Origin of the sequence: Algoriphagus ornithinivorans (genome assembly GCF_900115305.1) — a bacterium.
Classification (GTDB): Bacteria; Bacteroidota; Bacteroidia; order Cytophagales; family Cyclobacteriaceae; genus Algoriphagus; species Algoriphagus ornithinivorans.
Map to the genome: position 1 here is coordinate 64183 of NZ_FOVW01000012.1, position 23807 is coordinate 87989.

The 23807-nt window shown below is 39.4% G+C and carries 21 protein-coding genes; 12 read left to right on the forward strand and 9 right to left on the reverse strand.

Features of this window, described 5'->3' with window-relative positions:
- Positions 1 to 149: 149 nt before the first annotated feature.
- Positions 150 to 1694: an L-piperidine-6-carboxylate dehydrogenase gene (gene amaB, locus BM073_RS16505; RefSeq protein ID WP_091655440.1), complete on the reverse strand. Its 1545-nt coding sequence runs from the start codon at positions 1692 to 1694 to the stop codon at positions 150 to 152.
- A gap of 64 nt (positions 1695 to 1758) precedes the next feature.
- The gene (locus BM073_RS16510) at positions 1759 to 2781 is read right to left on the reverse strand and encodes a DUF4421 domain-containing protein (RefSeq protein ID WP_091655441.1); all 1023 of its coding nucleotides are present in this window, start codon (positions 2779 to 2781) and stop codon (positions 1759 to 1761) included.
- Between the two features lie 306 nt (positions 2782 to 3087).
- Here BM073_RS16510 and BM073_RS16515 point away from each other — a divergent pair, with 306 nt between their 5' ends.
- Positions 3088 to 3879, forward strand: a complete 792-nt coding sequence (locus BM073_RS16515) for a glycosyltransferase family 2 protein (RefSeq protein ID WP_091655442.1) — start codon at positions 3088 to 3090, stop codon at positions 3877 to 3879.
- Positions 3880 to 3917: 38 nt separating this feature from the next.
- Complete coding sequence (locus BM073_RS16520; protein WP_091655443.1) at positions 3918 to 4748, forward strand: FkbM family methyltransferase; 831 nt, start codon at positions 3918 to 3920, stop codon at positions 4746 to 4748.
- On the opposite strand, the gene BM073_RS16525 is transcribed toward BM073_RS16520, so the two are convergent.
- Positions 4745 to 5455, reverse strand: a complete 711-nt coding sequence (locus tag BM073_RS16525) for a glycosyltransferase family A protein (protein ID WP_091655444.1) — start codon at positions 5453 to 5455, stop codon at positions 4745 to 4747. The genes BM073_RS16520 and BM073_RS16525 overlap by 4 nt on opposite strands.
- Positions 5456 to 5530: 75 nt before the next feature.
- The gene (locus BM073_RS16530) at positions 5531 to 6733 is read right to left on the reverse strand and encodes a pyridoxal phosphate-dependent aminotransferase (RefSeq protein WP_091655445.1); all 1203 of its coding nucleotides are present in this window, start codon (positions 6731 to 6733) and stop codon (positions 5531 to 5533) included.
- Between the two features lie 218 nt (positions 6734 to 6951).
- Here BM073_RS16530 and BM073_RS16535 point away from each other — a divergent pair, with 218 nt between their 5' ends.
- Positions 6952 to 7809, forward strand: coding sequence for a toxin-antitoxin system YwqK family antitoxin (locus tag BM073_RS16535; RefSeq protein WP_091655446.1), 858 nt, complete (start codon positions 6952 to 6954; stop codon positions 7807 to 7809).
- On the opposite strand, the gene BM073_RS16540 is transcribed toward BM073_RS16535, so the two are convergent.
- On the reverse strand, positions 7806 to 8162 hold the full coding sequence (locus tag BM073_RS16540; RefSeq protein ID WP_091655447.1) for a YraN family protein: 357 nt from the start codon (positions 8160 to 8162) through the stop codon (positions 7806 to 7808). The genes BM073_RS16535 and BM073_RS16540 overlap by 4 nt on opposite strands.
- An 83-nt stretch (positions 8163 to 8245) precedes the next feature.
- On the opposite strand from BM073_RS16540, the gene lipB reads away from it, so the two are divergent.
- From lipB to BM073_RS16570, 6 genes are all read left to right on the forward strand, one after another.
- A complete protein-coding gene (gene lipB, locus BM073_RS16545; RefSeq protein WP_091655448.1) occupies positions 8246 to 8968 on the forward strand; it encodes a lipoyl(octanoyl) transferase LipB in 723 nt (240 codons plus the stop codon).
- Between the two features lie 75 nt (positions 8969 to 9043).
- Positions 9044 to 9445 carry a hypothetical protein gene (locus BM073_RS16550; RefSeq protein WP_091655449.1) on the forward strand — a complete coding sequence of 134 codons (402 nt, stop codon included), beginning with the start codon at positions 9044 to 9046 and terminating at the stop codon, positions 9443 to 9445.
- 8 nt (positions 9446 to 9453) lie between these two features.
- Positions 9454 to 10206 (forward strand): 3'-5' exonuclease, encoded by a 753-nt coding sequence (locus BM073_RS16555; RefSeq protein ID WP_091655450.1) that lies wholly within the window; start codon positions 9454 to 9456, stop codon positions 10204 to 10206.
- 42 nt (positions 10207 to 10248) lie between these two features.
- Complete coding sequence (gene rnr, locus BM073_RS16560; protein WP_091655451.1) at positions 10249 to 12450, forward strand: ribonuclease R; 2202 nt, start codon at positions 10249 to 10251, stop codon at positions 12448 to 12450.
- Positions 12413 to 13399 carry a polyprenyl synthetase family protein gene (locus tag BM073_RS16565; RefSeq protein WP_091655452.1) on the forward strand — a complete coding sequence of 329 codons (987 nt, stop codon included), beginning with the start codon at positions 12413 to 12415 and terminating at the stop codon, positions 13397 to 13399. The genes rnr and BM073_RS16565 overlap by 38 nt, the downstream gene beginning before the upstream one ends.
- Before the next feature lies 1 nt (position 13400).
- The gene (locus tag BM073_RS16570) at positions 13401 to 14030 is read left to right on the forward strand and encodes a rhomboid family intramembrane serine protease (protein WP_091655453.1); all 630 of its coding nucleotides are present in this window, start codon (positions 13401 to 13403) and stop codon (positions 14028 to 14030) included.
- A 35-nt stretch (positions 14031 to 14065) separates the two neighbouring features.
- Here BM073_RS16570 and BM073_RS16575 read toward each other — a convergent pair whose 3' ends face one another.
- Positions 14066 to 14371, reverse strand: coding sequence for an HPF/RaiA family ribosome-associated protein (locus BM073_RS16575; RefSeq protein WP_091655454.1), 306 nt, complete (start codon positions 14369 to 14371; stop codon positions 14066 to 14068).
- A gap of 108 nt (positions 14372 to 14479) precedes the next feature.
- On the opposite strand from BM073_RS16575, the gene BM073_RS16580 reads away from it, so the two are divergent.
- The gene (locus BM073_RS16580) at positions 14480 to 15652 is read left to right on the forward strand and encodes a baeRF7 domain-containing protein (protein WP_091655455.1); all 1173 of its coding nucleotides are present in this window, start codon (positions 14480 to 14482) and stop codon (positions 15650 to 15652) included.
- Positions 15653 to 15703: 51 nt separating this feature from the next.
- On the opposite strand, the gene BM073_RS16585 is transcribed toward BM073_RS16580, so the two are convergent.
- The 3 genes from BM073_RS16585 to rplU all read right to left on the reverse strand — a co-directional run bounded on the left by BM073_RS16585 (position 15704) and on the right by rplU (position 19530).
- Entirely contained in the window at positions 15704 to 18769 is a 3066-nt protein-coding gene (locus BM073_RS16585) for a VPS10 domain-containing protein (protein WP_091655456.1), read from the reverse strand.
- Between the two features lie 154 nt (positions 18770 to 18923).
- Positions 18924 to 19184 carry a 50S ribosomal protein L27 gene (rpmA, locus tag BM073_RS16590; RefSeq protein ID WP_091655457.1) on the reverse strand — a complete coding sequence of 87 codons (261 nt, stop codon included), beginning with the start codon at positions 19182 to 19184 and terminating at the stop codon, positions 18924 to 18926.
- 34 nt (positions 19185 to 19218) lie between these two features.
- Positions 19219 to 19530 carry a 50S ribosomal protein L21 gene (gene rplU / locus BM073_RS16595; protein WP_091655458.1) on the reverse strand — a complete coding sequence of 104 codons (312 nt, stop codon included), beginning with the start codon at positions 19528 to 19530 and terminating at the stop codon, positions 19219 to 19221.
- A 693-nt stretch (positions 19531 to 20223) separates the two neighbouring features.
- On the opposite strand from rplU, the gene BM073_RS16605 reads away from it, so the two are divergent.
- Together BM073_RS16605 and BM073_RS16610 are read left to right on the forward strand one after the other, a co-directional pair.
- Complete coding sequence (locus BM073_RS16605; protein ID WP_091655460.1) at positions 20224 to 21201, forward strand: ribonucleoside-diphosphate reductase small subunit; 978 nt, start codon at positions 20224 to 20226, stop codon at positions 21199 to 21201.
- A 39-nt stretch (positions 21202 to 21240) separates the two neighbouring features.
- Positions 21241 to 23637 (forward strand): ribonucleoside-diphosphate reductase subunit alpha, encoded by a 2397-nt coding sequence (locus BM073_RS16610; protein ID WP_091655461.1) that lies wholly within the window; start codon positions 21241 to 21243, stop codon positions 23635 to 23637.
- Positions 23638 to 23807 lie beyond the last annotated feature (170 nt).

Here is a 23807-nt window from a genome sequence, read left to right on the forward strand (position 1 = left end):
AAAGGCCTTTAGCGCTATTTATGACTTTATTATTGATTCAAAATTTTAATCAAAGTCAATCTTGGTTTTTCATTGGAAATAAAAATGCCCCCAAAAAGTTATACACTTATTGGGGGCGGATCGACTTTCAACAGCCTTTTCTATTTCAATTATATATCAAACTTAATCCCTTGCGCCAAAGGCAATGCAGTTGAATAATTAATCGTATTAGTTTGTCTTCTCATATATGCCTTCCAAGCATCTGAGCCAGACTCACGTCCACCACCGGTTTCTTTTTCTCCTCCAAAAGCACCTCCAATTTCAGCACCTGAGGTTCCGATGTTGACGTTTGCAATTCCGCAATCAGAACCTGCCGCTGACAAAAATGCTTCAGCCTCTCTCATATTCGTAGTCATAATTGCAGAAGAAAGTCCCTGAGGAACTCCATTTTGAATGGCTATAGCCTCCGCTAAAGTTTTATACTTGATCAGATATAAAATTGGCGCAAATGTTTCATGCTGCACAATTTCAAAGTGGTTTTCCGCTTCATAAATGGCCGGCTTGACATAGCATCCAGACTCATAGCCCTCACCTTTTAAAACTCCTCCTTCAACAACTGCTTTACCTCCCTCCTCTTTTACTTTTTGGAGAGCATGCTCATACATTTTAACAGCATCCTGATCTATCAGTGGCCCAACATGATTTTTTTCGTCCAGAGGGTTCCCTATCACCAATTTGCTATATGCCGATGCCAGACGCTCTTTAATCGCATCAAAAACAGATTCATGAATAATTAATCTACGAGTACTAGTACATCTTTGTCCTGCTGTGCCTACAGCTCCAAAGAGTGCTCCTCTGATCGCCATATCCATATCCGCATCTTCCGTGATGATTATAGCATTGTTCCCGCCAAGCTCAAGCAAAGATCTTCCCAATCGCTCTCCAACTGCTTTACCTACCAATTTCCCCATTCTGGTAGACCCAGTGGCAGAAACTAAAGGGATTCTGGAGTCATGGGAGAGCAATTCCCCCACTTTATAATCTCCTACAATCAAAGAAGAAATCCCCTCAGGCATTCCATGTTTTCTGAATATTTTTCCAACTATCAATTGACAGGCAATTCCGGAAAGTGGCGCTTTTTCTGAAGGCTTCCATACGGTCACATCCCCACAAACCCAAGCTAAAGCTGTATTCCAAGACCAGACGGCTACAGGGAAATTAAATGCAGAGATAATTCCCACAATCCCCAATGGATGCCATTGTTCATACATTCTGTGACCAGGTCTTTCCGAGTGCATCGTTAAGCCATACAATTGTCGGGATAGACCAACGGCAAAATCACAGATGTCAATCATCTCCTGCACTTCTCCTAAGCCTTCTTGATAGGATTTTCCCATTTCATAGGAAACTAATTTTCCAAGATCAGCTTTTACTTCTCTCAGCGCATTTCCAATTTCCCGAACGATTTCCCCTCTTTGAGGAGCTGGAATAAGACGCCACTTTTCAAAGGCAACTTGGGCCGTTGTTATCACTTTCTCGTAAGTTTCCTCATCAGTCACCTGTACCTTTCCGATTAAAGTACCATCAGCAGGAGAAATAGAGGAGATATATTCTTTTCCGGAATCCATCCAGTTTTCACCGGTAGAAGAGCCCAAATTTTCTGATTTAATACCCAGTCTTGCTAGGGATACGGCTATGCCAAACTGCTTACTCATACATTTAGAATTTTAGGAATACCTTCAAAGCTAAAATAAAAGCAACCTTAGCCCAAGAATTCGATCAATCTTTCTTTATTAAACGCAATGGATTGATTTTGGAAAAGCCACGCTTAAAACCTTCTCCAGGCTGAAATTTGTAGATAAAATTTATCCTATAATTCCCAGTCTCTTTGCTTAAATCAAAATTATCCAAGCGAACCATCTGATTGTTTTTCAGGACATAATTTGCATTGATAGAAAACTTTCTGGAATTGTACCCAAAAAAGCCTCTTAAGAAATAGGTGGGTACTATGCCCCATTGATCTAAATCAGAGGATCCATTCCATTGCGCGTAAGCCAGGCTTAGATTCCCAGAAAATACTCCTGTAAGAAAAAAACCTCCTCCGAAAACAAGCGTACCTGCCAATCCTGCATTAGGACCAACCTGAAAAGATCGGTTACTTGAAAAATTACTTTCTCTTTGATTTTCGAAAGCCGGCAAAAGCAATGAATCACCTTTAATAGATCCACCATAAACCTCAAATCCTACAAAAGGTGAGAAGGCTGATCTCTTTTGAATAAATGACTGGTTAAATGCAGCCATCAAAGAGAGCTGTTCCCCATTAAATAAGTAATTAAAATTTAAACCCAATTTCCGCAACTTGATATCTTCGCGGAGATAAGGTGAATCAGAATTAGAAAGAAAATCTGACGGGATGCTATATCCATTGTAAAACTGTCCAAATACATCTATGATCATGTTTTTTGGATAAAGATGTGCCTGTAAATCCAGGTACAATGGCCAATCTTGTTGCCTGTCTGGATTGAGAAAGCCTACTGGCATAGCTAGATTTAAAGTAAGCTTTTGATAAGTAAAGCCTATACCCAAATTATTTCCTGAATTTGGTTGAAATCGATAAGTACTTCCATCCGCAGTCTTTTGGATCAGGTCAGTATATTTTTTTGAGAAATAAAATCGAAGACTGAAAAGCTCAGGAGTCTCCTCAACATAATTGGAGTCCAATTTAAATTTTTGCCCTATTACAGGTTCAAAAACCAGTACACTGAAAAAAATAAGGAAAAGGAGGATTCGCCGAAAAGCCATTTTTATTCATCTTGATAATTTCAAAATATCCAAAAAAAAATCCGGATCGCAAGGACCCGGATTTCTTTAGAAAACTGTTAGAGTTCGAAAATTGAGGCGATAAAACCTCGAGATTTAAAAAGAATAGTTGACAAAAGTTGTTTAATCACCGGAATAAAGTTAAGAATAGGATTTAATTATCCAAATTAAAATTTGCATTTTTTGCATAATCTAATTCATAATTAGCACTAGTCAATAAATTTCAAAATTTTTGGATTCAATTTATGGAGTTTGAAATAGACTTTCTTTGAGTTAGTTTGCAGAATTATGGATTCCGATATGCCTTTAGTCTCTGTAGTAATCCCCTGCTACAATCAAGCCTCTTTTTTGAAAGAAACCATTGAGTCAGTCCTGAAATCAACCTATTCTAAGATTGAAATAATCATAGTGAATGACGGAAGTACTGACCATAGTCTGCAAGTTGCCCTCAAAGCAGCTTCTACCAATCAGCAAATCGATGTGATTGACCAAGAAAATTCGGGAGTAGCTGCTGCCAGAAATAATGGTATTCAAAAAGCAAAAGGAGAGTTGATTTTACCACTGGATGGAGATGATCTTATTGCTGAAGATTATATAGAAAAATCCGTCGAGCAGTTTCAAAAAGATCCAGAGGTAAAAGTGGTTTATGCCCAAGCTGTGAAATTCAATGAGCAAGGGACTAAGCCCTGGAATCTCAAAAAATTCAGCAGAAAAGCATTGGCAAGGGATAACATGATCTATGTTTCTGGTCTATTCAGGAAATCAGATTGGGAGGATTGCGGCGGCTTTTCTGAAGATATGAAAATGGGAAGGGAAGACTGGGAATTTTGGATCAAAATGCTCAAAAACGGAGGAAAAGTGGTTCAATTACCTTTTGTGGGATTTTTTTACAGGCTTAGTCCAAATAGCAAGCGAAAAAGAACTGGTACCAACGAAATGAAAAAAAAGCGCATCGCTTATTTAAATTCTAAACACAGCGATTTCTTCGAGAAAGAATTAAACGGGCCTCTTAGATTTCAAAGAACCTGGAGTAAACCTTACAATACGCTGTTAAAATGGGTAAATAATTTTTTTTCTTGACTCTTTAATTTCTTTATCAAAAACCTTCAATTACTTAAATGAAAAACTCTTTAAAGAACAAAGCAAAGCAATTCTGGAAGGATTTCAGGTTTAACCTGAGTGCCACCGAAAACCCGCTTTTCATGAATTTTTATAAGCATCTTTATCAACCAAAAAAAGGGAGCATTGCTGAATTTTTATCGGAATACTCTTTGAGTAAGCAAGGTGACTTTCATGTGATTCAAATAGGGGCCAATGACGGAATAACGAATGACCCGATCCATAAATTTATTAAAAGAGACAGATGGAAGGGAGTTTTATTAGAGCCGCAACCAGATGTTTACAGGAATTACCTTTCCAAAATTTATGTCAAAAACAAAGGCCTTCATACGCTCTGCGCTGCAATTGGAGAAAAGGATGGTAAGCAAAAACTTTATAAAATTGGATTTAGCACCATGAGATGGGCCACGGGACTTGCTTCATTTTCTTTGGAAAAGCTAAAGGAAAACTTTGCATCAGGGGTAGTACAGAAAAACTGCGATCGGTTTGGAATAGAGATTCCAAAAGATCCTGAGAAGCAAATCACTTCCGAAGAAGTAGAAGTGATAAGTCCTGCTACTTTATTGGAAAAGTTTAAAATCCCAAAAATCAATCTTCTCCAAATTGATGCAGAAGGTTATGATCTAGAGGTGATTAAAATTTTTGAAATTGAAAAAACTCAACCCGAAGCTATCATTTTTGAAAATGTGAACTTACCAGAAGATGAATTAAAAGCCTGTCTTCAACTTTTGAAAAACAACAACTACCTATTGAAAAAATTCGGGAGAGATACCTTAGCTCTTCATTCCTCCAATACTGAAATGGCACATTTGGTGTTGAGTTCGAATTAAATCTTATCCAATCCCTTCCAGTATTTTAAAAAGTAGTATTTCAATGGGTTCTTATATTTCAACTGCTTCCAAGGTCTACTTCCATGTGGCCTGTGCCATACCGGTGCTTCCATAAGCACGAAATTCTCAAATCCACAATCTAAGGCTTTTGTAGAAATGAATGTATCGTACCAATCCTTGGCATCATCCAGTCCGGTAAAATCATAAGCCTTCAGAAATGGAAGAGAAAATAGCGTACAGCAGAAACTCAAACTCCGTTTTGTATTGATCTCAGTCTCTTTTCTTCCTTTGAATTTCAAGTATGGAAAATTGACAACTCCTGCTTCATCAACAGTAACAGCCCCGGTCAAGCCAGAGCCTGAATGGGATTTTTGATGCGCTAAAAGTTTGCTTATCGTATCCGCCTTCACCACCACATCCGATTCGACCACCAATAGTGGCAAGCCCAATTCCAAAGCTTTCTTCTGAGAAGTCTGAAGTACCAGTTTATAATTTGGAGAAGGGTGATCTGTGATTTCTTCTAAGTGAATCAATTCATAGCCGATTTCAGCTTTCTTTTTCTCTAATTCCACTTTTGTCTCTTCTGTGCTAAAATCATTAAAAATGATATGATGCACATCAACATCAGACTTGGAAATAGCTCTAGCTGTGTCCAATGTGGTTTCTATGGAATTTTTAACCGGCGTTATTACTAAGACTTCTGCCATGAATCGATTTTTGAACAAAAGTAAACCATTCTTGTGGGCAAAAAAATAACCCCGACTTTCGCCGGGGCTGTATAGTTAGGCTAACTCAGCCAATGCTTTTTTAATTCTTTTCATTGCTTCTTTGAGCTCATCTTCTGAAGCAGCATAACTCAAGCGAACGCAATTAGGAGCTCCAAATGCACCTCCTGTCACTAAAGAAACGTGAGCAACATCCAATAAATAAAGACATAAATCATCAGCATCTTTGATGGAATGCCCATGAGCCGACTTCCCAAAGTATGCTGTCACATCCGGAAAGAAATAAAATGCGCCCTCTGGAATATGAGTTTTGATACCCGGAATTTCTTTCAATAGGTCCAATACAATTTGTCTTCTGTTGAAATATGCTTCCGCCATTTCCTTAGAAGGAGTCTGATCACCGGCAATGGCGGCCAAGGCTGCTCTTTGAGCAATTCCTGTTCCCCCAGAGGTAAATTGACCTTGGATTTTTTCCACAGCTTTTGCTATCTCTACAGGAGCACAGATATATCCTACTCTCCATCCAGTCATAGCATAGCCCTTGGAGAATCCATTGACCGTAATGGTTCTTTCAAACATGCCAGGAAGAGATGCAATGCTGAAATTTTTTCCTGTGAAATTGATCAATTCATAAATCTCATCTGCAATCACCATCAAGTTTGGCTTCTTTTTAATCACTGCTGCTATAGCTTCCAATTCCGTTTGGCTAAACACCGAACCGGTAGGATTACAAGGAGAGGAGTAGATAACTGCTTTGGTTTTATCTGTCAATGCATCTTCCAATTGAGCTGCAGTAGCTTTGAAATTATTTTCTAAAGTACCCTCAATCAAGACAGGAACTCCTCCCGCTAGCTTGATGATTTCAGCATAACTCACCCAATACGGAGAAAAAATAACCACCTCATCTCCCTCATTTAACAAACACATGAAGGTATTGGCAATGGAATGCTTCGCTCCTGTAGAAACTACAATATTCTCCGCTTTAGCTTCTGAGATATTATTTTCATCTCTCAACTTTTTAGCCAGAGCCTCTCTCAGATCCTGATATCCAGCTACAGGAGGATAAGAAAAGTACTTTCCTTCGTCAATAGCTGATTTAGCTGCTTCCTGAATGTGTTTGGGAGTCTTGAAATCCGGCTCGCCGAGACTCAATCCAATAATGTCAATTCCCTGGGATTTCAGCTCTCTTGCTTTTTTTGCCATTGCAAGGGTTGCTGACTCCTCCATATTCAAGATGCGATCTGATAGAATAGAATTCATTTTTACAGTAGGTTTTTTACAAATTCCTCAAAAATAGGCAGAAGATTATTAATTCTAAACAAAGAAGCTGATTTGATGATGAATTGCTTTTATGAAAGTACCATATCGATGACAGGAATATCCAGCGTCATTCAGATTGCTTGCAAAAAACTGATAATAATCGTTTGAAATGTTATTTTTGAGTAAAATACTCAGAGCGGATTTCCGTTTTTTATTACATGAATAGAATTTATTCCATTCTTCTTTTAACCCTGTTTTTTCAGTCAGCTCTTTTTGCCCAAAGCAAGGAGAAAAAAGCCGATCCTGATTCTACGGGAGTAGTAGACTCTTCCCTTTTACCGACCACCATGCCTCTTTTGCTTTTTGATGATTCTAAAGAAAAAGAAGAGAAAAAAGAAAAAAAGAAGAAGGCCCGTAAAAACATCTGGTTTGGAATAAAAACTCAAAAAGGTTTCATCCGAAATAATATTCGGGGACAGCAGATTTATGAGTTCTTCAATTACACGGATTTGGAAAGAAAATTAGATCCTTATATCCGTGATGTGTACTGGTTTGACCCTAAAGATCGTGGTATCAAAAAAGAAGGTTTCGCCAAAGGCAAGGGTTACTTATTGCATGGACCTTACGAAAGAAGAGTCAATGATGTAGTGGTGGAAAGCGGGATGTATTATTATGGCACAAAGCATAAAACCTGGATGCTTTTTGACAGTAAAAATGTCCTTCAGGACAAAGACCACTTTACAGAAGGCTGGCCAAGAGAATCCAAAATCACTTATTATAACAGAAGCACCCAAACCGTAGAGGAAATCACTCCTATCCAATATGGACTGGAAGAGGGGAATTACTTCTATTTTTATGAAGACCGACAAATCGCCGTCACAGGAGAATTCCAATATGGTGAGAAAGTTGGCTTATGGACTGAATATTGGGACACCAACAATAGTAAAACCATCCGAAAAAGGGAGATTCAATATCCAGAAACTCCTTTTGCTGACAATTTCAAACCCTACATTCGAGCAGAGTGGGACAAGGATGGAAATCTCGTTTACAGAAACCCGAGAGCTGTTAATAATTAATAGAAGGCATCCTCAAATTGACGGAAATTGATGTTTCCGCTTTTATCCTTGTAAACAGCCACTATATCAAAGCGAATATCCTTATGCCAGTCTTTTTCATGGACATAAGCATCTGCTGCTTTGACCAGTAACTTCTTTTTGGTAAAATCCACAAACTCTTCTGCAAAGCCAAAACCAGTCCCTGAACGAAACTTCACCTCCACAAAAATCAAAATCCCTCTAAATTTCATGATTAGGTCGATTTCGGCATGTTTAAAGCGGTAATTTTTGTCCATTAACTCATAGCCTTTCCCAATTAACCATTCGGCAGCAAGCTCCTCGGCCATTTTGCCTTTATCATTATGCTCAGCCATCTTATATAATTGCTTAATTTTGAAAAATCGAAGAACGAATTCAACTCATTGACGGTTGAATAAAAATCCATTTGGAGACTTGAATGAACGAAGTAATTAATAAAAAGGTTGAGTTCCGCGATTTAGGCTTGATGGATTATCAGCAGGCCTGGGATTACCAAGAAGAGCTTTTTGCTAAGACCGTTGCCCGGAAAATCCGGAATAGAAACCTCCCGATTGCTGAACAGGAAGCAACCGACAACTACCTCCTTTTTGTAGAACATCCGCATGTCTACACTCTCGGAAAAAGCGGTAAAGAAGAAAACCTATTATTGGATGAAACGGGCCTTAAAAGTCATCATGCCACCTACTATAAAATCAACCGAGGAGGAGACATTACTTATCATGGACCGGGACAGTTGGTTGGGTATCCCCTGTTGGATTTGGACAACTTTTTTACTGATATCCATAAGTACCTCCGTTTATTAGAAGAAGCCATTATTTTAACTTTAGCTGAATATGGGATTGAAGCTGGCAGGATAGAAGGCCTCACTGGTGTTTGGTTAGATCATATCGAACAAAAAAACCCAAGAAAGATCTGTGCTATGGGAGTAAAATCCAGCAGATGGGTCACTATGCACGGATTCGCCTTTAATATCAATGCTGACCTCAGTTATTTTGGACACATCATCCCTTGCGGGATTGACGATAAGGCAGTCACATCTCTTAACAAGGAATTAGGAAAGCCAATTCCTATGGAGCAAGTAAAAGAAAAAGTTAAAAGGCATCTCAGACAGCTTTTTGAGATGGACTTATTCGAAAAATGAATTAGCGGAAAAGGATTTCCTCTTTCGAAGAAGAGCAATTACCTCATTTCCCCAAGCCATTGAAAATTTATACAGATGAAAAAAGATATTGACTTTTCTCCGGTAACTGGAGTCAAACTAGCTATTGCAAAAGAAGAAACAGCAAGTGGAACTGAATGGGGAGTTTATATCATTAACCTCAACCTAATCGAACTCAACACCGTCATGATTACTTCTAAAGGATATGGGGAAATTGACGGAGAGCAAAAAAAGACCTCAATTCTGAGACATATGATCAAAGAATTGGGACCAGAATGTGTGGCTAAGATTGAGCCGATAGACCCACAGGTTTTTGCTCTGACCAATGAGTTTTGGGTAAGCTACTATATTCTTGACCAGATATTTGACAAAAAGTTTATATTTACTCCAGGCAGTTTTGACCCCTCACTGCAGCGCATGATCCCCGAATTAGGTTTGGAAGGGGTTTTACATAGTTAGAATAAAGTATGGCTGATTTTTTTGAGCAATTAGGCGACATATTGTTTTTAGATATTGAAACCGCCTCTCTGACCGAGAAATTTGAAGATCTTGGGGAGCGGTTGCAAGAGGAGTGGGTCAAAAAGGAAAAACTCATCAAGAATACTGATCACGGCAAAATAGAACCAGGTTCATTGTATTTTGACAGAGCAGGAATTCATGCGGAATTTGGTCAAGTAGTCTGTGTAGGTGTGGGTTATTTCCAGTGGAAAAAGAAGGACAAAAAACTGATTTTTCGTTCCAAAGTTTTTTCAGATCCCGATGAAAGGGAACTTCTTGTTGACTTTTCTAGCTTATTAGAGAAGAAAAAATGGATTCTTTGCGCACACAATGGGAAAGAGTTTGATTTTCCCTATCTATCCAGGCGCATGCTGATTCAGGGAGTTCCGCTTCCTGAGCCTTTACAGATTGCAGGCAAAAGACCATGGGAAATACGTCACCTCGACACCATGGAGCTGTGGAAGTTTGGCGATTACAAGTACTACACCCGACTTGAGTTACTAGCTTCTGTTTTTGGAATACCTTCTTCCAAGGAAGATTTGGATGGGAGTGAAGTCAATGCCACTTTTCATTTGGAGAAAAACCTGGAAAAAATCAAAAAATATTGTCTAAGAGATGTAGAGGTCACGGCAAGAGTTTACCTTGCTATGAATCCACAGATTGACGAAATGAACCTTGAAGTTGTTCAACTGGACGACTTAAAAAAAGAACATAAAAAATAGGGTGTATTTCTTTTTACCTTAACCAAAACAAACACCCAAAACATGGGAAGAAAATCAAATAGAAAAAGTTCTAACAAGCAAAACGGAGGAAAGAAAACGGATGCCGCATCATTGGCCCGTAGAATTCTCCAATTTTTAGATGCGAATTACGGGCAGGAATTTAATGCCAAACAGATTATCAAAAAACTGGATATAAGAGACTCTCTTACTAAAGGTGGAGTGGAGCCAGTTCTTCATAAACTCGTGGAAAACGGGTCAGTCTCTAAAAGTCCGAGAAACTATTTTTCATCTACTCAAGACCCGGATTTTATAGAAGGAACTGTAGATTTTGTAAATCCACGATTTGCATTTGTAATTCCTGATAATCCGGAAAAAGTAGATGGAGACATTCTTGTCAAAGAAGCCGACCTCAAGCAAGCCTTAGATGGCGACAAAGTCAGAGTGATGGTATATCCTCTAAAGGGAAAAACTGGAAGGACTGAAGGAAAGGTGTTGGAGATTCTCGAAAGAGACAGAGATGAATTCGTCGGAAGAGTAGAAATTTCTCCACGATTTGCATTTGTGGTGCCTGATTTCAAAAAAATGCACAAAGACATCTTTGTTCACAGAGGTGATCTTATGGGAGCTGAGCATAATGAAAAGGTCATTGTCAAAATGACTGAATGGAGAGAAGGAGATAAAAATCCTACCGGAAAAGTCATCAGAGTGCTTGGCAAAGCGGGTGTGCATGAAGTAGAAATCCACTCCATTATGGCAGAGTTTGGGTTGCCATTTGAATATCCTCAAGAAGCAGATCAGGAAGCAAACGCAATTCCTGAAAAAATTACTTCCAAAGAAATTAATGCCAGAAGGGATTTCAGAGACGTGACCACATTCACTATTGATCCGGCAGACGCCAAGGATTTTGATGATGCCATTTCTTATAGAAAATTAGAAAATGGAAATCTGGAAGTTGGAGTCCATATCGCAGATGTTACCCATTATGTGAAGCCTAAAACAGCTTTGGAAAAAGAAGCTTATGACCGAGCTACATCGGTTTACTTGGTAGATAGAACCATCCCAATGCTTCCTGAAAGGCTAAGCAATGGTCTTTGTTCGCTTAGACCTCATGAAGATAAATTAACCTTTGCTTGTGTGTTTGAAATGGACTCCAATGCCAATGTGGTGAATCATTGGATTGGAAGAACTATCATTCATTCAGACCGAAGATTCGCCTATGAAGAGGCACAAGAGAACATAGATAATCAATCCGGAGACTTCTTTCAGGAGTTAACGTTGTTAAATGACCTTGCAAAGCAGGTACGAAAAAGAAGGTTCCAACATGGTGCTGTCAATTTCGAAACTGTGGAGGTCAAGTTCAAATTGGATGAAAATGGCACTCCACTCGGATTGATGATTAAAGAGCGAAAAGACATCCACAAAATGATTGAGGAGTTCATGCTCTTGGCAAACAAATACGTTGCTGAGTTTATCTTCAAAAAGAGAAGTGGTGCAGACACCTTCGTATACAGAACCCACGATTCTCCAGACATGGAAAAGCTTGAAACATTTTCGGGTTTTGCTAAGCGTTTTGGTCATCAAATGGACTTAGATAACGAAAAGAAAATTTCTTCCGCTCTCAATAAATTAATGGATGAAATCCAAGGCAAGCCGGAGCAAAATGTATTAGAGCAACTTGCTATCCGAAGTATGGCTAAGGCTAAATACACCACTGAGCCCAAAGGTCATTTTGGTTTGGCATTTCCACATTACACCCACTTTACCTCCCCAATCCGTCGATATCCTGACATGATGGTGCATAGACTTTTGGAACACTATCTGGATGGAGGCAAATCACCAGACGCAGAAGCCTGGGAACAAAAATGCGTACACTCTTCCGAACGGGAAAAGCGCGCAGCTGATGCAGAAAGAGCTTCTATCAAGTACAAGCAGGTAGAATATATGGCTCTGGCTGAAGAGAAAGATTATGACGGAATCGTCTCTGGGGTGACTGAATGGGGAGTCTTTGTAGAAATCACTGAAACCAAGTGCGAGGGAATGATCCGAGTACAGGATATGGACGATGATTACTATGATTTCGACCAGAAAAACATGCGACTTATTGGGTCGAGAACAAAAAAAATGATCACTTTGGGTGACAAAGTGAAGGTCCGCGTAGTTAATACCGATATTGACCGAAGAACTATCGATTTGGAATTTGCGAACAATGACGAAAGAAAGCCTCGCGCACGCGCTTTTAGATAAATTAGAGTCCTTTATCAGGGAACAAAACTTTGGAGAAGATCCCAAGGAACTTTACGAACCGATCACCTATATTCTCAGCTTGGGAGGAAAAAGAATAAGGCCTCTTTTGAGCTTGCTGGCCTATGGACTTTATAAAAAAGATCCTGAAACAATTCTAAGCCAAGCGAGTGCAGTCGAGGTGTTCCATAATTTCACCCTGATGCATGATGATATCATGGATCAGGCACCATTGAGAAGAGGAAAAGCTACTGTTCATGAAAAATGGAATGAGAATGTAGCTATTCTTTCCGGGGATGTCATGTTGGTGCGAGCTTATGATTTATTGCTTCCTACGCCTCCTACCCTTCTTCCCAAAGTCATTCGTCTCTTCAATAAAACCGCTGCAGAAGTATGCGAAGGGCAGCAGCATGATATGAATTTCGAAAGCAGGGAAGAAGTTCATGAGGATGAGTATGTCAATATGATTCGGTTAAAAACTGCTGTTTTGCTAGGCTTCGCTTTAGAATTGGGAGCAATCCTAGCAGAGGCATCCGAAGAAGACTGCCAAAAAATTTACGATTTTGGGGTAAATATTGGTATAGGCTTTCAGCTTAAAGACGACCTCTTGGATGTATTTGCAGACCAAGCAAAATTCGGCAAGCAAGTGGGCGGCGACATCATTTCAAACAAGAAAACATACCTCCTTATCAAAGCACTGGAACTTGCCGAAGGAGATGATAAAGATTTGCTTGATTTTTGGTTAACACAAAGCGAATTTGATAAGGAAGAAAAAGTTCAAGCCATCAAGGGACTCTATGAGAAATTAGGAATCCGAAAAAAGACGGAGGACAAAATGAATCATTATTTCTCAGAAGGCTTCCGGCAGTTGGATACGCTTCATTTTAAGAATGAGGATTTTTATCAAAACCTCAGAAAAATCACTGAAGACCTGATTCACAGGGAAAAGTAATATGGAACTTTCGATAACTGTAATCCTGATTATTATCACAGTAATCAGCAGCTTTTATGGATTCAATAATCACAGCTTCATCGAAAGGTGGATGTTTACTCCCTACAAAATCAAACATCAAAAGCAGTGGGATAGATTTATTCTTTCTGGTTTTATCCATAAGGATTATATCCATCTCCTCTTTAATATGTTTACTTTCTACTTTTTTGGGAGGGTAGTAGAACAGTTTTTGGCCTACCAACTTGGGAGCAGTCTCGGAGGTGTTGTATTTGTTCTGTTTTATATTCTGGGAATAATTATCGCGGATATCCCCACATACTTAAAGCACCAGAATAACAGTTATTACAGAGCTTTGGGAGCATCGGGAGGAACTGCTGCGACTGTCTTTTCCAGTATCATCATTCTTCCTTTGGCAGATATTTGTCTTTTCGGGATCATCTGTCTTCCAGGATTTATCTTGGGCGCATTATTTCTGATTTATTCCTACACCAAAGGAAAACAGGACAGCGATGGAATAAACCATGATGCCCATCTTTATGGAGCGCTTTTCGGAATCATTTTTATCCTGATTCTTTCTCCTAGCAGCGCTGTGCATTTTATAGATCAAATCAGGAATTGGAGGATTTTCTAAAGAAAAAACTAGATCCTTGACTAAGACTTTATCTGCTACAATTTTTCTAATTGTCTGATATTTTTATCTGCAACAGACTTTAAAAGTTGTGAAAGGTTATCCCCTTTCTCTTCCGCATAAACATCCGGCCCAGGGATTCCCACTCTCATTCCTACGATTTTGACAGCAGATGATCCATGCCCTTCCGTGGAAAAATAAATGTCGACTGCATTGATTTTGGACGAGTGGCGACCAATCTTATCTATCTGGTCCCTAATCAGTTGTTGGATAGAAGAGTCAATATCAAAATCAACTGCCTGTACGTCTATTTTTATGGCTTTATAGTTTTCTGTGTAATTCATGGAAACAATTGATTGTTGTTTTAGTTGATAATATAAGAATTTCTTTTTATATTATATATAGAAATTTTAGTATAAATCCTTTTTAAAACTCAAAATAAATAACCAATTATGAAAATTTTTGATAAAAACTTATTCTTGGAACTCACTCAGAAAAAAAGTGAGCCATTCATTTCTATTTACGTGCCTACATCACGTAAAAGCACAAACGCTTACAAAGACGACCAAACACGTTTTAAAAATCAATTATCACAAGTCGAAAAAGATTTAGAAAAGAATTGGGGTATGGATGAAAAAAGCATCTCGAAAGCACTTCGTCCTGCTCATCAATTATTGGAAGACTTTAATTTTTGGCAACATAATTCTGACCTATTAGCGGTATTTCTAGCTGGTGGTGAAATGGAGTATTTCCAGGTTCCGATCCCAGGAGTAGAATCTATGAATTTTATAGGAACCAAAGCTTTTACAATGCCATTAGTCCCAGAACTCAATGATGATGGTCACTATTATTTATTACTGCTTAATTTGGATAGAATTCGTCTATATGAAGCAACAAGAGATGTCATTCAGGAAATTATTCTTGACGAAGAAGAAGTTGCCGTTTCATTTACTGTAGAAGAGGAAATAGCCGAAAATCAAGATCATTTACAGGGACAAGGTGGCGTAGGAAGCGCAGGAGCCATGTATCATGGACATGATGGTGGATCGGATGAAGAGAAGAAAACAACAATCCTAAACTATTTTCACCGTATGACCAATATGCTGGAACCTCTTCTCAATAAAAATCCACTTCCTCTTTATCTCGCAGGAGTTGACTATTTGATTCCATTATTCCGTGAGGCTAGCAAATACAATCATTTACAAGATGGCCATGTCAGTGGAGCCTTCACCGAAAAAGATGTGATGAGTCTTCATCAAAAATCCTGGCAATTAGCTTCAAACTATTTTTCTTCTGAGAGAAGAAAGAGAATGAATGATTTCGAAGAAAAGAAAAGCGAGGGCTTATCCATTCAAAATGATAAAACCGCATTGATTAAAGCTGCCCATTCAGGAGCCTTGGACACACTTTTTGTTGATGAAAAACATGAGCATGTTTGGGGTACATTCGATACGCAAAAACATCAGGTAAATTATCAGGAATCAAGGGATAAGCACAGTCACTGTTTGATTGATTTGACAATCAGCCAAACCATCAAAAATGGAGGTAAGGTCTTTCTAATGAACTCAGACTCACTCCCTGGAAATGATATCATGGCTGGTATTCTTAGGTATCCCCTGAGTTAAAAAAATAAGCCCCGGAAAATTCCGGGGCTTCATCATTTAAGGTTTATTGAATTACTTTTTGATATCCAGTTTGGTTCGAAGCTCCTCAATATTCAGAATCTTCGAAATCTCCTCCTGCTCCAATTTTTTGAATCTCGCAAGTTGTACATCAATTTGCTGAGTTAATTCTTTTCTCACTTCTACAGATTGATCAGTTGGAGGATAATCTCCATTTCCAACCACGCTATTTAAATGAGCCAATTTATTATTCAGCCTGATCGGATAGTTTAGAGGATCTTGTCCGCTTCTGTTTTTGGTCTGGTACAAGGTCTCTTCTATCTCCTGCATTTGAGCTTTGATTTGCTCCAGGTTGGCTGGCTTATTTTCCATACTATCCAGTTCAGCTCTGTACTGACGAATCAATTTAATAGTCTGGTGCGTTTCTGTCAGCTTGCGGTTCACATTCATGAGAAACTCAAACTGTTTTTCCAATCCCGCCTGAGTGGTTTCATATCTAGGATCTGCCAAAACTTTGAAGCCTTGCTCCTGTCTTTCCCCATCCAAGGTAACTCTTACCTTATAATCGCCAGGAACAACCTTTGGACCTCGAAGATTAGCAGCCCACATGATGAGACCATCAAATCCTTCTGCATCTTCTACTCTCAAATTCCAATTGAATTCATTGCTACCAGCTTTCACTTTTAAAGTATCCCCTTGATAGCCTTTGGTTGAGAAAGTTCTCAAAACATTATTCCCATTATCCAAAAACTCAATTTTAAGCTCTTGTTTAGGCTCCTCTTTGATATAATAATACACCAAAACTCCTCCTGGTCTGTTGGTCCCCATGGTCGGAGACTTCCTTTTCACACCATCTATTCTATAAGAATCCTGAGGTTTAAATAGATGCAACTTTTTATTCTCAATACCTGGCTCTGCCTGATGCAAAACAGTTAGATCATCGATAATCCAGAATGAACGGCCCTGCGTTGCAGCAATCAAATTATTGTCCTTGATGGCCAAATCGGTAATCGGAACGATAGGAAGATTCATCTGCAAGGAATGCCAATTTGCACCATCATCTTTTGAATAATACATTCCAGTTTCGGTACCTGCGTAAAGCATTCCCTTCTTAACAGGATCTGCACGAATTACCCGAGTGAAATGCTCTGCATCTATTCCTTTGGTAATTTTAGTCCAGGTTTTACCATAATCCTTGGTCTTATATAAGTAAGGCTCAAAATTCCCGCTTTTATAACCTGTTGCAGCAAAATAAGCCTCTCCTGCTTCATATGGACTCGCCTCAATACTATTGATCTGTAACCATTCCGGCATGGCGGATGGAGTCACATTCACCCACGTTACCCCATTATCTGTAGTCACATGCACCAATCCATCATCAGAACCAGCCCAGATTACTCCCTTCTTCACAGGAGATTCTGCAGCTGTGAAAATAGTGGCATAATACTCTACAGAAGTATTGTCTTTGGTAATTGGACCACCGGATGAACCTAATTTACTAGCATCATTTCTGGTCAAATCAGGCGAAAACACTTCCCAGCTTTGTCCCTCATTAGTGGATCTATGAAAGCGGTTACTGGTAGTGTAAAGCATATTAGGATCATGCGGGGAGAAGAAAATCGGGAAGTTCCATTGAAATCTATACTTCATGTCTTCCGCACCATGTCCCATTGGATTATCAGGCCAAACATTGACTGTCCTGCTGATTCCTTTATCATGATCCTCTCTGGTCAAAAGACCACCATAAGACCCACCATATACAATGTCATTATTCTTTGGGTCCGGAGCGATCCAACCAGACTCCCCGCCTGCGGTAGGCTCCCAGTCATCTTCAGTGATTCCTCCTCTTCCGTCTACTCTGTGGCGGATTCTGACAGTTGAATTGTCCTGCTGCGCACCGTAAATTCTGTATGGAAAAGAATTGTCTGTGGTCACTCTGTAGAATTGGGAAGTCGGCTGATTCATGTAAGTGGTCCAATTGGCTCCACCATCTTCGGAAACTTGAGCTCCACCGTCATCGGCGATTATCATTCGCTGATTGTTATTGGGATCTATCCACAAATCATGATGATCTCCATGAGGTGCATTAGCTCCTTTGAAAGTTTTCCCGCCATCAGTCGATTTGTGATAGCTCACGTTTAGCACATATACTGTTTCCTCATCTTGAGTATCTGCATAAATTCGGGAATAATACCAAGCTCTTTGTCTTAAGCTCCTATCCTCATTCGTTTTGGACCAGGTTTGTCCTGCATCCGTGGAAGTATACACTCCACCGTTATCATTTTCAATGATGGCATAAAGCCTGTTAGAATTTAATGGAGAAACAGTTACCCCCATTATTCCCAAAATCCCTTGAGGAAACCCTTCTTTGGATGTAAGGTCTTCCCAGTTTTTACCGCCATCTATGGACTTAAACATTTTTGATCCAGGTCCACCGCTTTCCAATGAATAAGGAGTTCGCTTGATCTCCCAGGTTGTTGCATATAGGATATCAGGATTATTGGGGTCTAAAATCAAATCAACAGCACCGGCCACGTCGGAAACAAAAAGAACTTTTTCCCAAGTAGCACCTCCATTGGTGGTTTTGTAAACACCTCTTGTAGCATCAGGCTTAAATAAATCACCCAAAACCGCAGCATAAACTACATCAGGATTGCTTGGATGAATTCTCAGCCTTGCAATAAATCGGCTTTTATCCAAACCCGCTCTTTCCCAGCTTTTGCCAGCATCCTTACTTTTCCAGACTCCGTAGCCAAAAGACACGTTTCCACGGACTGTTTTTTCTCCTCCTCCTGCATACACTACACTAGTGTCACTTTCAGAAACAGCTACAGCGCCAATAGAGCCACCGAAAAAGCCGTCAGAAACAGACTTCCAGGTATTCCCGGAGTCAACAGTTTTCCAGACACCTCCACCTGTAGATCCGAAATAGTAGGTATGATCAGAGCCTACTACTCCGGTAACTGCATCTGATCTGCCTCCACGAAAAGGGCCAACCAGCCTCCATTCCAGGGCTTTGTAAACAGAAGGATTAGGTACATTTTGGGCTTGGGAAGAATTTGCCTGAAAAATAAAACAGAGCAAAATTCCCAATAAACCCAATGAAAATCGATTTCTCATAAGGATAATATTTGGTGGTTTCTTGAAGATAAAAAATTAGGATAAGTCTTCGACTCTATTGCTAAAAAATTGATCAGTGGTCGGAATTCTTTTTTGGCTAGAAACAAAAAAACCCTTTCCGAGGAAAGGGTTTTGATTTTCGTTTTAGTAGGTATTAAGCCTCAGCTGGCAAAACACTTACGTAAGACTTACCGTCTGCTTTCTTTTTGAAAGTTACAACACCGTCAGAAAGTGCAAACAAGGTATGATCTTTACCTACACCTACGTTGTTTCCAGCGTGATGCTTAGTACCTCTTTGTCTTACAATAATGTTACCGGCGATAACTTGCTCGCCTCCAAATTTCTTCACACCCAGTCTTTTGGAATGTGATTCTCTACCGTTTTTGGAACTACCTACACCTTTTTTGTGTGCCATGGTCTGATTCGTTTATGGTTTTCTAATAGAAAACTTAGAGTGTAATATTTTCAATCAATACTTTGGTGAAGTCTTGTCTGTGACCGTTCTTCTTCTTGTAGCCTTTTCTACGCTTCTTTTTGAAGACGATGACTTTATCACCTTTAACATGATCTAGCACCTTGCCAGATACCTTAGCGCCCTTAATTAAAGGTGCACCAACAGACACATTCCCATCAGCTTCTGCTAATAGTACTTGGTCAAATTCCACGGAAGCGCCAGTTTCTGCGTCTAGCTTTGGAGCATAAACAAACTGATCTTTTGTTACTTTGAACTGCTTTCCTGCGATGTTTACAATTGCGTACATGTGTTTCTTTCTAGATTCTTTGTCGAAATCGGAATGCAAATATAAGGAAGAGTATTTGAAGAAAAAAATGGCTCCATAAAATTATTATGACCTTAAGAATTACCTACTTCAGCAACTTAGAGCTGCGCCAAAAGTATTTATCAGTAATCCCTTTTTTCAGGAGCTTTAAAAGCCAAGATTTGTATCAACACATTCAAAGCTTCGCAAAGATAAAAAGTACCGAGAAACAGGGCAAGGAATCGTTGGACTCAAGCAATTTTAAAAGACAGTAATATTATCGGTAGAAAATTCAAACAGCTGCTCATACCTGATTTTCAGCTGTTTATTTCATTTTAAATCGATTGAATAGAATTGAACCTCGGTCAAAAATCACTTGAATTTTGTTAAAAATATTTTTTTCAAAAAAACTGAAAAAAGTTTCAACGCCTCAAAATGCCCATTTCAGCTTATCTTTTACTTTATTTGAATACATATAAAGCATTGTATTTATGATATTTAAATAGTTTTTGACTATTGTTCAAAAAACACCATAATTCAGTACTCCGGGGGTTTTATTTCTGGATTTTGGTTCACATATTTGTTCAAAGGCTGTTCTAAAAAGGCAGCCTTTTCTATCCCCGGCAACGATTACTGAAGAGCTATTTGTCTGAATTTAACTTATTTAAAACATTATCAAATAAACCAAAGAGAACGATGCAAGCAGAACCAATTTTAGAAGAGAATAAGAATCGCTTTGTTTTATTCCCCATCCAGCACGCAGACATTTGGAAATTTTATAAACAGGCAGAAGCCAGCTTCTGGACGGCTGAGGAGATTGATTTAGGACAAGACATGAGAGACTGGAAAAACCTGAATGATGGGGAGCGCCACTTTATCTCTCACGTATTGGCTTTCTTCGCTGCAAGTGATGGTATAGTAAATGAGAACTTGGCTGAGCACTTTGTCGCAGAGGTTCAATATACAGAAGCTAAATTTTTCTATGGATTTCAAATTGCCATGGAAAATATTCACTCAGAGACCTATAGCTTATTGATCGATACTTATATCAAAGATCCGGTTGAGCGAGACAAATTGTTAAACGCCATTGAGCACATTGACTGCGTCAAGAAAAAAGCAGACTGGGCATTGAGATGGATTGACAATGGAAGCTTCCAGGAAAGATTGATTGCTTTCGCAGCTGTAGAAGGAATCTTCTTTTCCGGTTCTTTCTGTTCGATTTTCTGGTTGAAGAAAAGAGGACTAATGCCAGGACTTACTTTCTCTAATGAACTGATTTCACGGGACGAGGGTCTTCACTGTGACTTTGCTTGTCACCTTTATACTCAACACGTACAAAACCCGCTTCCGAAAGAAACTGTCAAAGAAATTATCATGGACGCAGTTGCCATCGAAAAGGAATTTGTGACCGATGCACTTCCGGTAAGATTGATAGGAATGAATGCAGATTTGATGTGTCAATACATCGAATTCGTTGCGGACCGATTATTGATGGAACTAGGATGCGATAAGGTATGGAATAGTACAAATCCATTTGATTTCATGGATATGATCTCCCTTCAGGGTAAAACCAACTTCTTCGAGAAGCGAGTAGGTGATTATCAAAAAGCCGGGGTGATGAAGTCCAATGATGCAACAGAATCAGCACGCTTCTCTTTAGGGGAAGATTTTTAACCAAAACCACTTTACCCAACCATTAACCTCACCTGAACTATGCTAGTAATAAAAAGAGACGGAAGACGCGAATCAGTTCGCTTTGACAAAATCACAGCACGAATAGAGAATCTGTGCTATGAGCTGGATCCTAAATTTATACAGCCTATCGAAGTTGCCAAAAAGGTAATTGATGGTTTGTATGATGGAGTAACTACCTCTGAGCTAGATAATCTAGCCGCAGAAGTTTGCGCTTCATTGACAGTGAAGCATCCGGATTATGCGATACTTGCTGCACGGATTGCCATCTCTAACCTGCATAAAACAACCAGTCAGTCTTTTTCAAATACCATGAAAAGACTTTACACTTATGTCAATCCGATCACAGGTGAGAATGCGGCATTGATTGACCCGGAAGTGTATGGCATTATTAAAAAGAATGCGGCAAAGCTAGATGCGGCGATTGATTACAAAAGAGACTTTGGATACGATTACTTCGGCTATAAAACCTTAGAAAGATCCTACTTGATTCGTTTGGATGGCAAAGTAGTAGAGCGTCCACAGCATATGTTGATGCGGGTAGCCGTAGGTATTCATAAAGAAGATTTGGAATCTGTAATCGAAACTTACAATCTCCTTTCTGAAAAATGGTTTACTCATGCGACTCCTACCCTCTTCAACGCAGGTACTCCTAAGCCACAACTTTCCTCTTGCTTCCTTCTGACTATGAAGGATGACAGTATTGATGGAATTTATGATACATTAAAGCAATGTGCTAAAATCTCACAATCTGCAGGAGGTATCGGTCTTTCAATCCACCATGTAAGAGCTAAAGGTTCTTATATTAAAGGAACCAATGGCGTATCTAACGGAATCGTACCGATGTTGAGAAACTTCGATATGACCGCACGATACGTGGATCAAGGAGGAGGAAAAAGAAAAGGTTCTTTTGCCATCTACCTAGAGCCTTGGCATGCTGATATCAAAGACTTCTTAGAGCTTAAGAGAAATCATGGAAAAGAAGAAATGCGTGCCAGAGACTTGTTCTACGCACTTTGGATTCCAGATCTATTCATGAAGCGAGTAGAACAAAACGAAACTTGGTCTTTGTTCTGCCCTAATGAGTGCCCAGGCCTTTCCGATTGCTATGGAGAGGAATTTGAAAAGCTATACGAAAAGTACGAGCGTGAAGGAAAAGCAAGAGAAACCATCAAAGCTCAGGAATTGTGGTTTGAAGTTCTGGAATCTCAAATCGAAACCGGAACTCCTTACATGCTCTACAAAGATGCAGCGAATGGAAAGTCCAATCAGAAAAACTTGGGGACCATCAAGTCTTCAAACCTTTGTACTGAGATTATAGAATACACTGCTCCGGATGAGGTGGCTGTTTGTAACCTTGCTTCTTTAGCACTTCCAAAATTCGTGACACAAGGACCTGATGGAAAGCTTTTCTTCGACCATCAGAAATTATATGAAATCACCAAAGTAGCGACTCGTAACCTCAACAAGGTAATCGATGTTAATTACTATCCGGTAGAAGAGGCGAAACGATCCAACTTCAGACATAGACCAATTGGTTTGGGTGTGCAAGGATTGGCGGATGCTTTCATTATGCTGAGAATGCCTTTTGACTCACCTGAAGCAAAAGGATTGAATGAAGACATCTTCGAAACCATCTATTATGCGGCTGTAGAAACATCCATGGAGTTGGCCAAAGTTCAAGGTACTTATGAAACCTACGAAGGTTCACCAGCATCCAAAGGAGAGCTTCAGTTTGATATGTGGGGAGTAACGCCAAAATCCAACAGATGGAACTGGACGGAATTGAAGGAGAAAGTGAAGAAGTTTGGTTTGAGAAACTCCCTGCTAGTAGCTCCTATGCCAACTGCCTCCACTTCTCAAATCTTAGGAAATAATGAGTGCTTCGAGCCTTATACTTCCAATATTTACACTAGAAGAACATTATCAGGTGAATTCATTGTAGTTAACAAGCACTTGATGAAAGATCTGATCAAGTTAGGCTTGTGGAATGATAACATGAGAAACCGATTGATCTCCACCAATGGTTCTGTTCAGGATGTACCGGCGATTCCACAGCACATCAAAGATATTTACAAGACTGTTTGGGAAATTTCTCAGAAGGTGATTATCGATATGGCAGCAGATCGAGGAGCTTATATCTGTCAGTCACAAAGTATGAACGTCTTCTTGCAAGACCCGAACTTTGGTAAGCTTACATCCATGCACTTCTACGCTTGGAAGAAGGGATTAAAGACCGGTATGTATTACTTAAGATCTCAGGCGGCAGCTGCAGCGATCAAGTTTACTTTGGATAAGAGCGCCTTGGAGCCAAAAGAAGATAAAGCACAAGTAGAAACCGTAACCAAGTCCACCAAACAAGAGGCAGTACAATGCTCTTTGGACAATCCGGATGACTGCGAAATGTGCGGAAGTTAAATTTTAGAGTTCGTCAATTGGAAAAAGCGTCTGGGAATCTCAGACGCTTTTTTTTGCAAAAGCCTAGTTGACTGTCTCCAACTCAGAAATTAATTGATAATAAAATATTAGATTGACAGCGATACAATTGAAATCAAAAATTTACTTTTCAGAAAAAAACTCAAATAACC

What these genes read in the sequence shown, in the direction of transcription:
- BM073_RS16515 (WP_091655442.1), top strand. Translation starts at nt 3,088, where the DNA reads ATGGATTCCGATATGCCTTTAGTCTCTGTAGTAATCCCCTGCTACAAT.
- BM073_RS16550 (WP_091655449.1), top strand. Translation starts at nt 9,044, where the DNA reads ATGAAAAAAGATATTGACTTTTCTCCGGTAACTGGAGTCAAACTAGCT.
- rplU (WP_091655458.1), bottom strand. Translation starts at nt 19,530, where the DNA reads ATGTACGCAATTGTAAACATCGCAGGAAAGCAGTTCAAAGTAACAAAA.
- BM073_RS16535 (WP_091655446.1), top strand. Translation starts at nt 6,952, where the DNA reads ATGAATAGAATTTATTCCATTCTTCTTTTAACCCTGTTTTTTCAGTCA.
- rpmA (WP_091655457.1), bottom strand. Translation starts at nt 19,184, where the DNA reads ATGGCACACAAAAAAGGTGTAGGTAGTTCCAAAAACGGTAGAGAATCA.
- amaB (WP_091655440.1), bottom strand. Translation starts at nt 1,694, where the DNA reads ATGAGTAAGCAGTTTGGCATAGCCGTATCCCTAGCAAGACTGGGTATT.
- lipB (WP_091655448.1), top strand. Translation starts at nt 8,246, where the DNA reads ATGAACGAAGTAATTAATAAAAAGGTTGAGTTCCGCGATTTAGGCTTG.
- rnr (WP_091655451.1), top strand. Translation starts at nt 10,249, where the DNA reads ATGGGAAGAAAATCAAATAGAAAAAGTTCTAACAAGCAAAACGGAGGA.
- BM073_RS16555 (WP_091655450.1), top strand. Translation starts at nt 9,454, where the DNA reads ATGGCTGATTTTTTTGAGCAATTAGGCGACATATTGTTTTTAGATATT.
- BM073_RS16510 (WP_091655441.1), bottom strand. Translation starts at nt 2,781, where the DNA reads ATGGCTTTTCGGCGAATCCTCCTTTTCCTTATTTTTTTCAGTGTACTG.
- BM073_RS16575 (WP_091655454.1), bottom strand. Translation starts at nt 14,371, where the DNA reads ATGAATTACACAGAAAACTATAAAGCCATAAAAATAGACGTACAGGCA.
- BM073_RS16540 (WP_091655447.1), bottom strand. Translation starts at nt 8,162, where the DNA reads ATGGCTGAGCATAATGATAAAGGCAAAATGGCCGAGGAGCTTGCTGCC.
- BM073_RS16580 (WP_091655455.1), top strand. Translation starts at nt 14,480, where the DNA reads ATGAAAATTTTTGATAAAAACTTATTCTTGGAACTCACTCAGAAAAAA.
- BM073_RS16525 (WP_091655444.1), bottom strand. Translation starts at nt 5,455, where the DNA reads ATGGCAGAAGTCTTAGTAATAACGCCGGTTAAAAATTCCATAGAAACC.
- BM073_RS16585 (WP_091655456.1), bottom strand. Translation starts at nt 18,769, where the DNA reads ATGAGAAATCGATTTTCATTGGGTTTATTGGGAATTTTGCTCTGTTTT.
- BM073_RS16610 (WP_091655461.1), top strand. Translation starts at nt 21,241, where the DNA reads ATGCTAGTAATAAAAAGAGACGGAAGACGCGAATCAGTTCGCTTTGAC.
- BM073_RS16530 (WP_091655445.1), bottom strand. Translation starts at nt 6,733, where the DNA reads ATGAATTCTATTCTATCAGATCGCATCTTGAATATGGAGGAGTCAGCA.
- BM073_RS16605 (WP_091655460.1), top strand. Translation starts at nt 20,224, where the DNA reads ATGCAAGCAGAACCAATTTTAGAAGAGAATAAGAATCGCTTTGTTTTA.
- BM073_RS16570 (WP_091655453.1), top strand. Translation starts at nt 13,401, where the DNA reads ATGGAACTTTCGATAACTGTAATCCTGATTATTATCACAGTAATCAGC.
- BM073_RS16565 (WP_091655452.1), top strand. Translation starts at nt 12,413, where the DNA reads ATGACGAAAGAAAGCCTCGCGCACGCGCTTTTAGATAAATTAGAGTCC.
- BM073_RS16520 (WP_091655443.1), top strand. Translation starts at nt 3,918, where the DNA reads ATGAAAAACTCTTTAAAGAACAAAGCAAAGCAATTCTGGAAGGATTTC.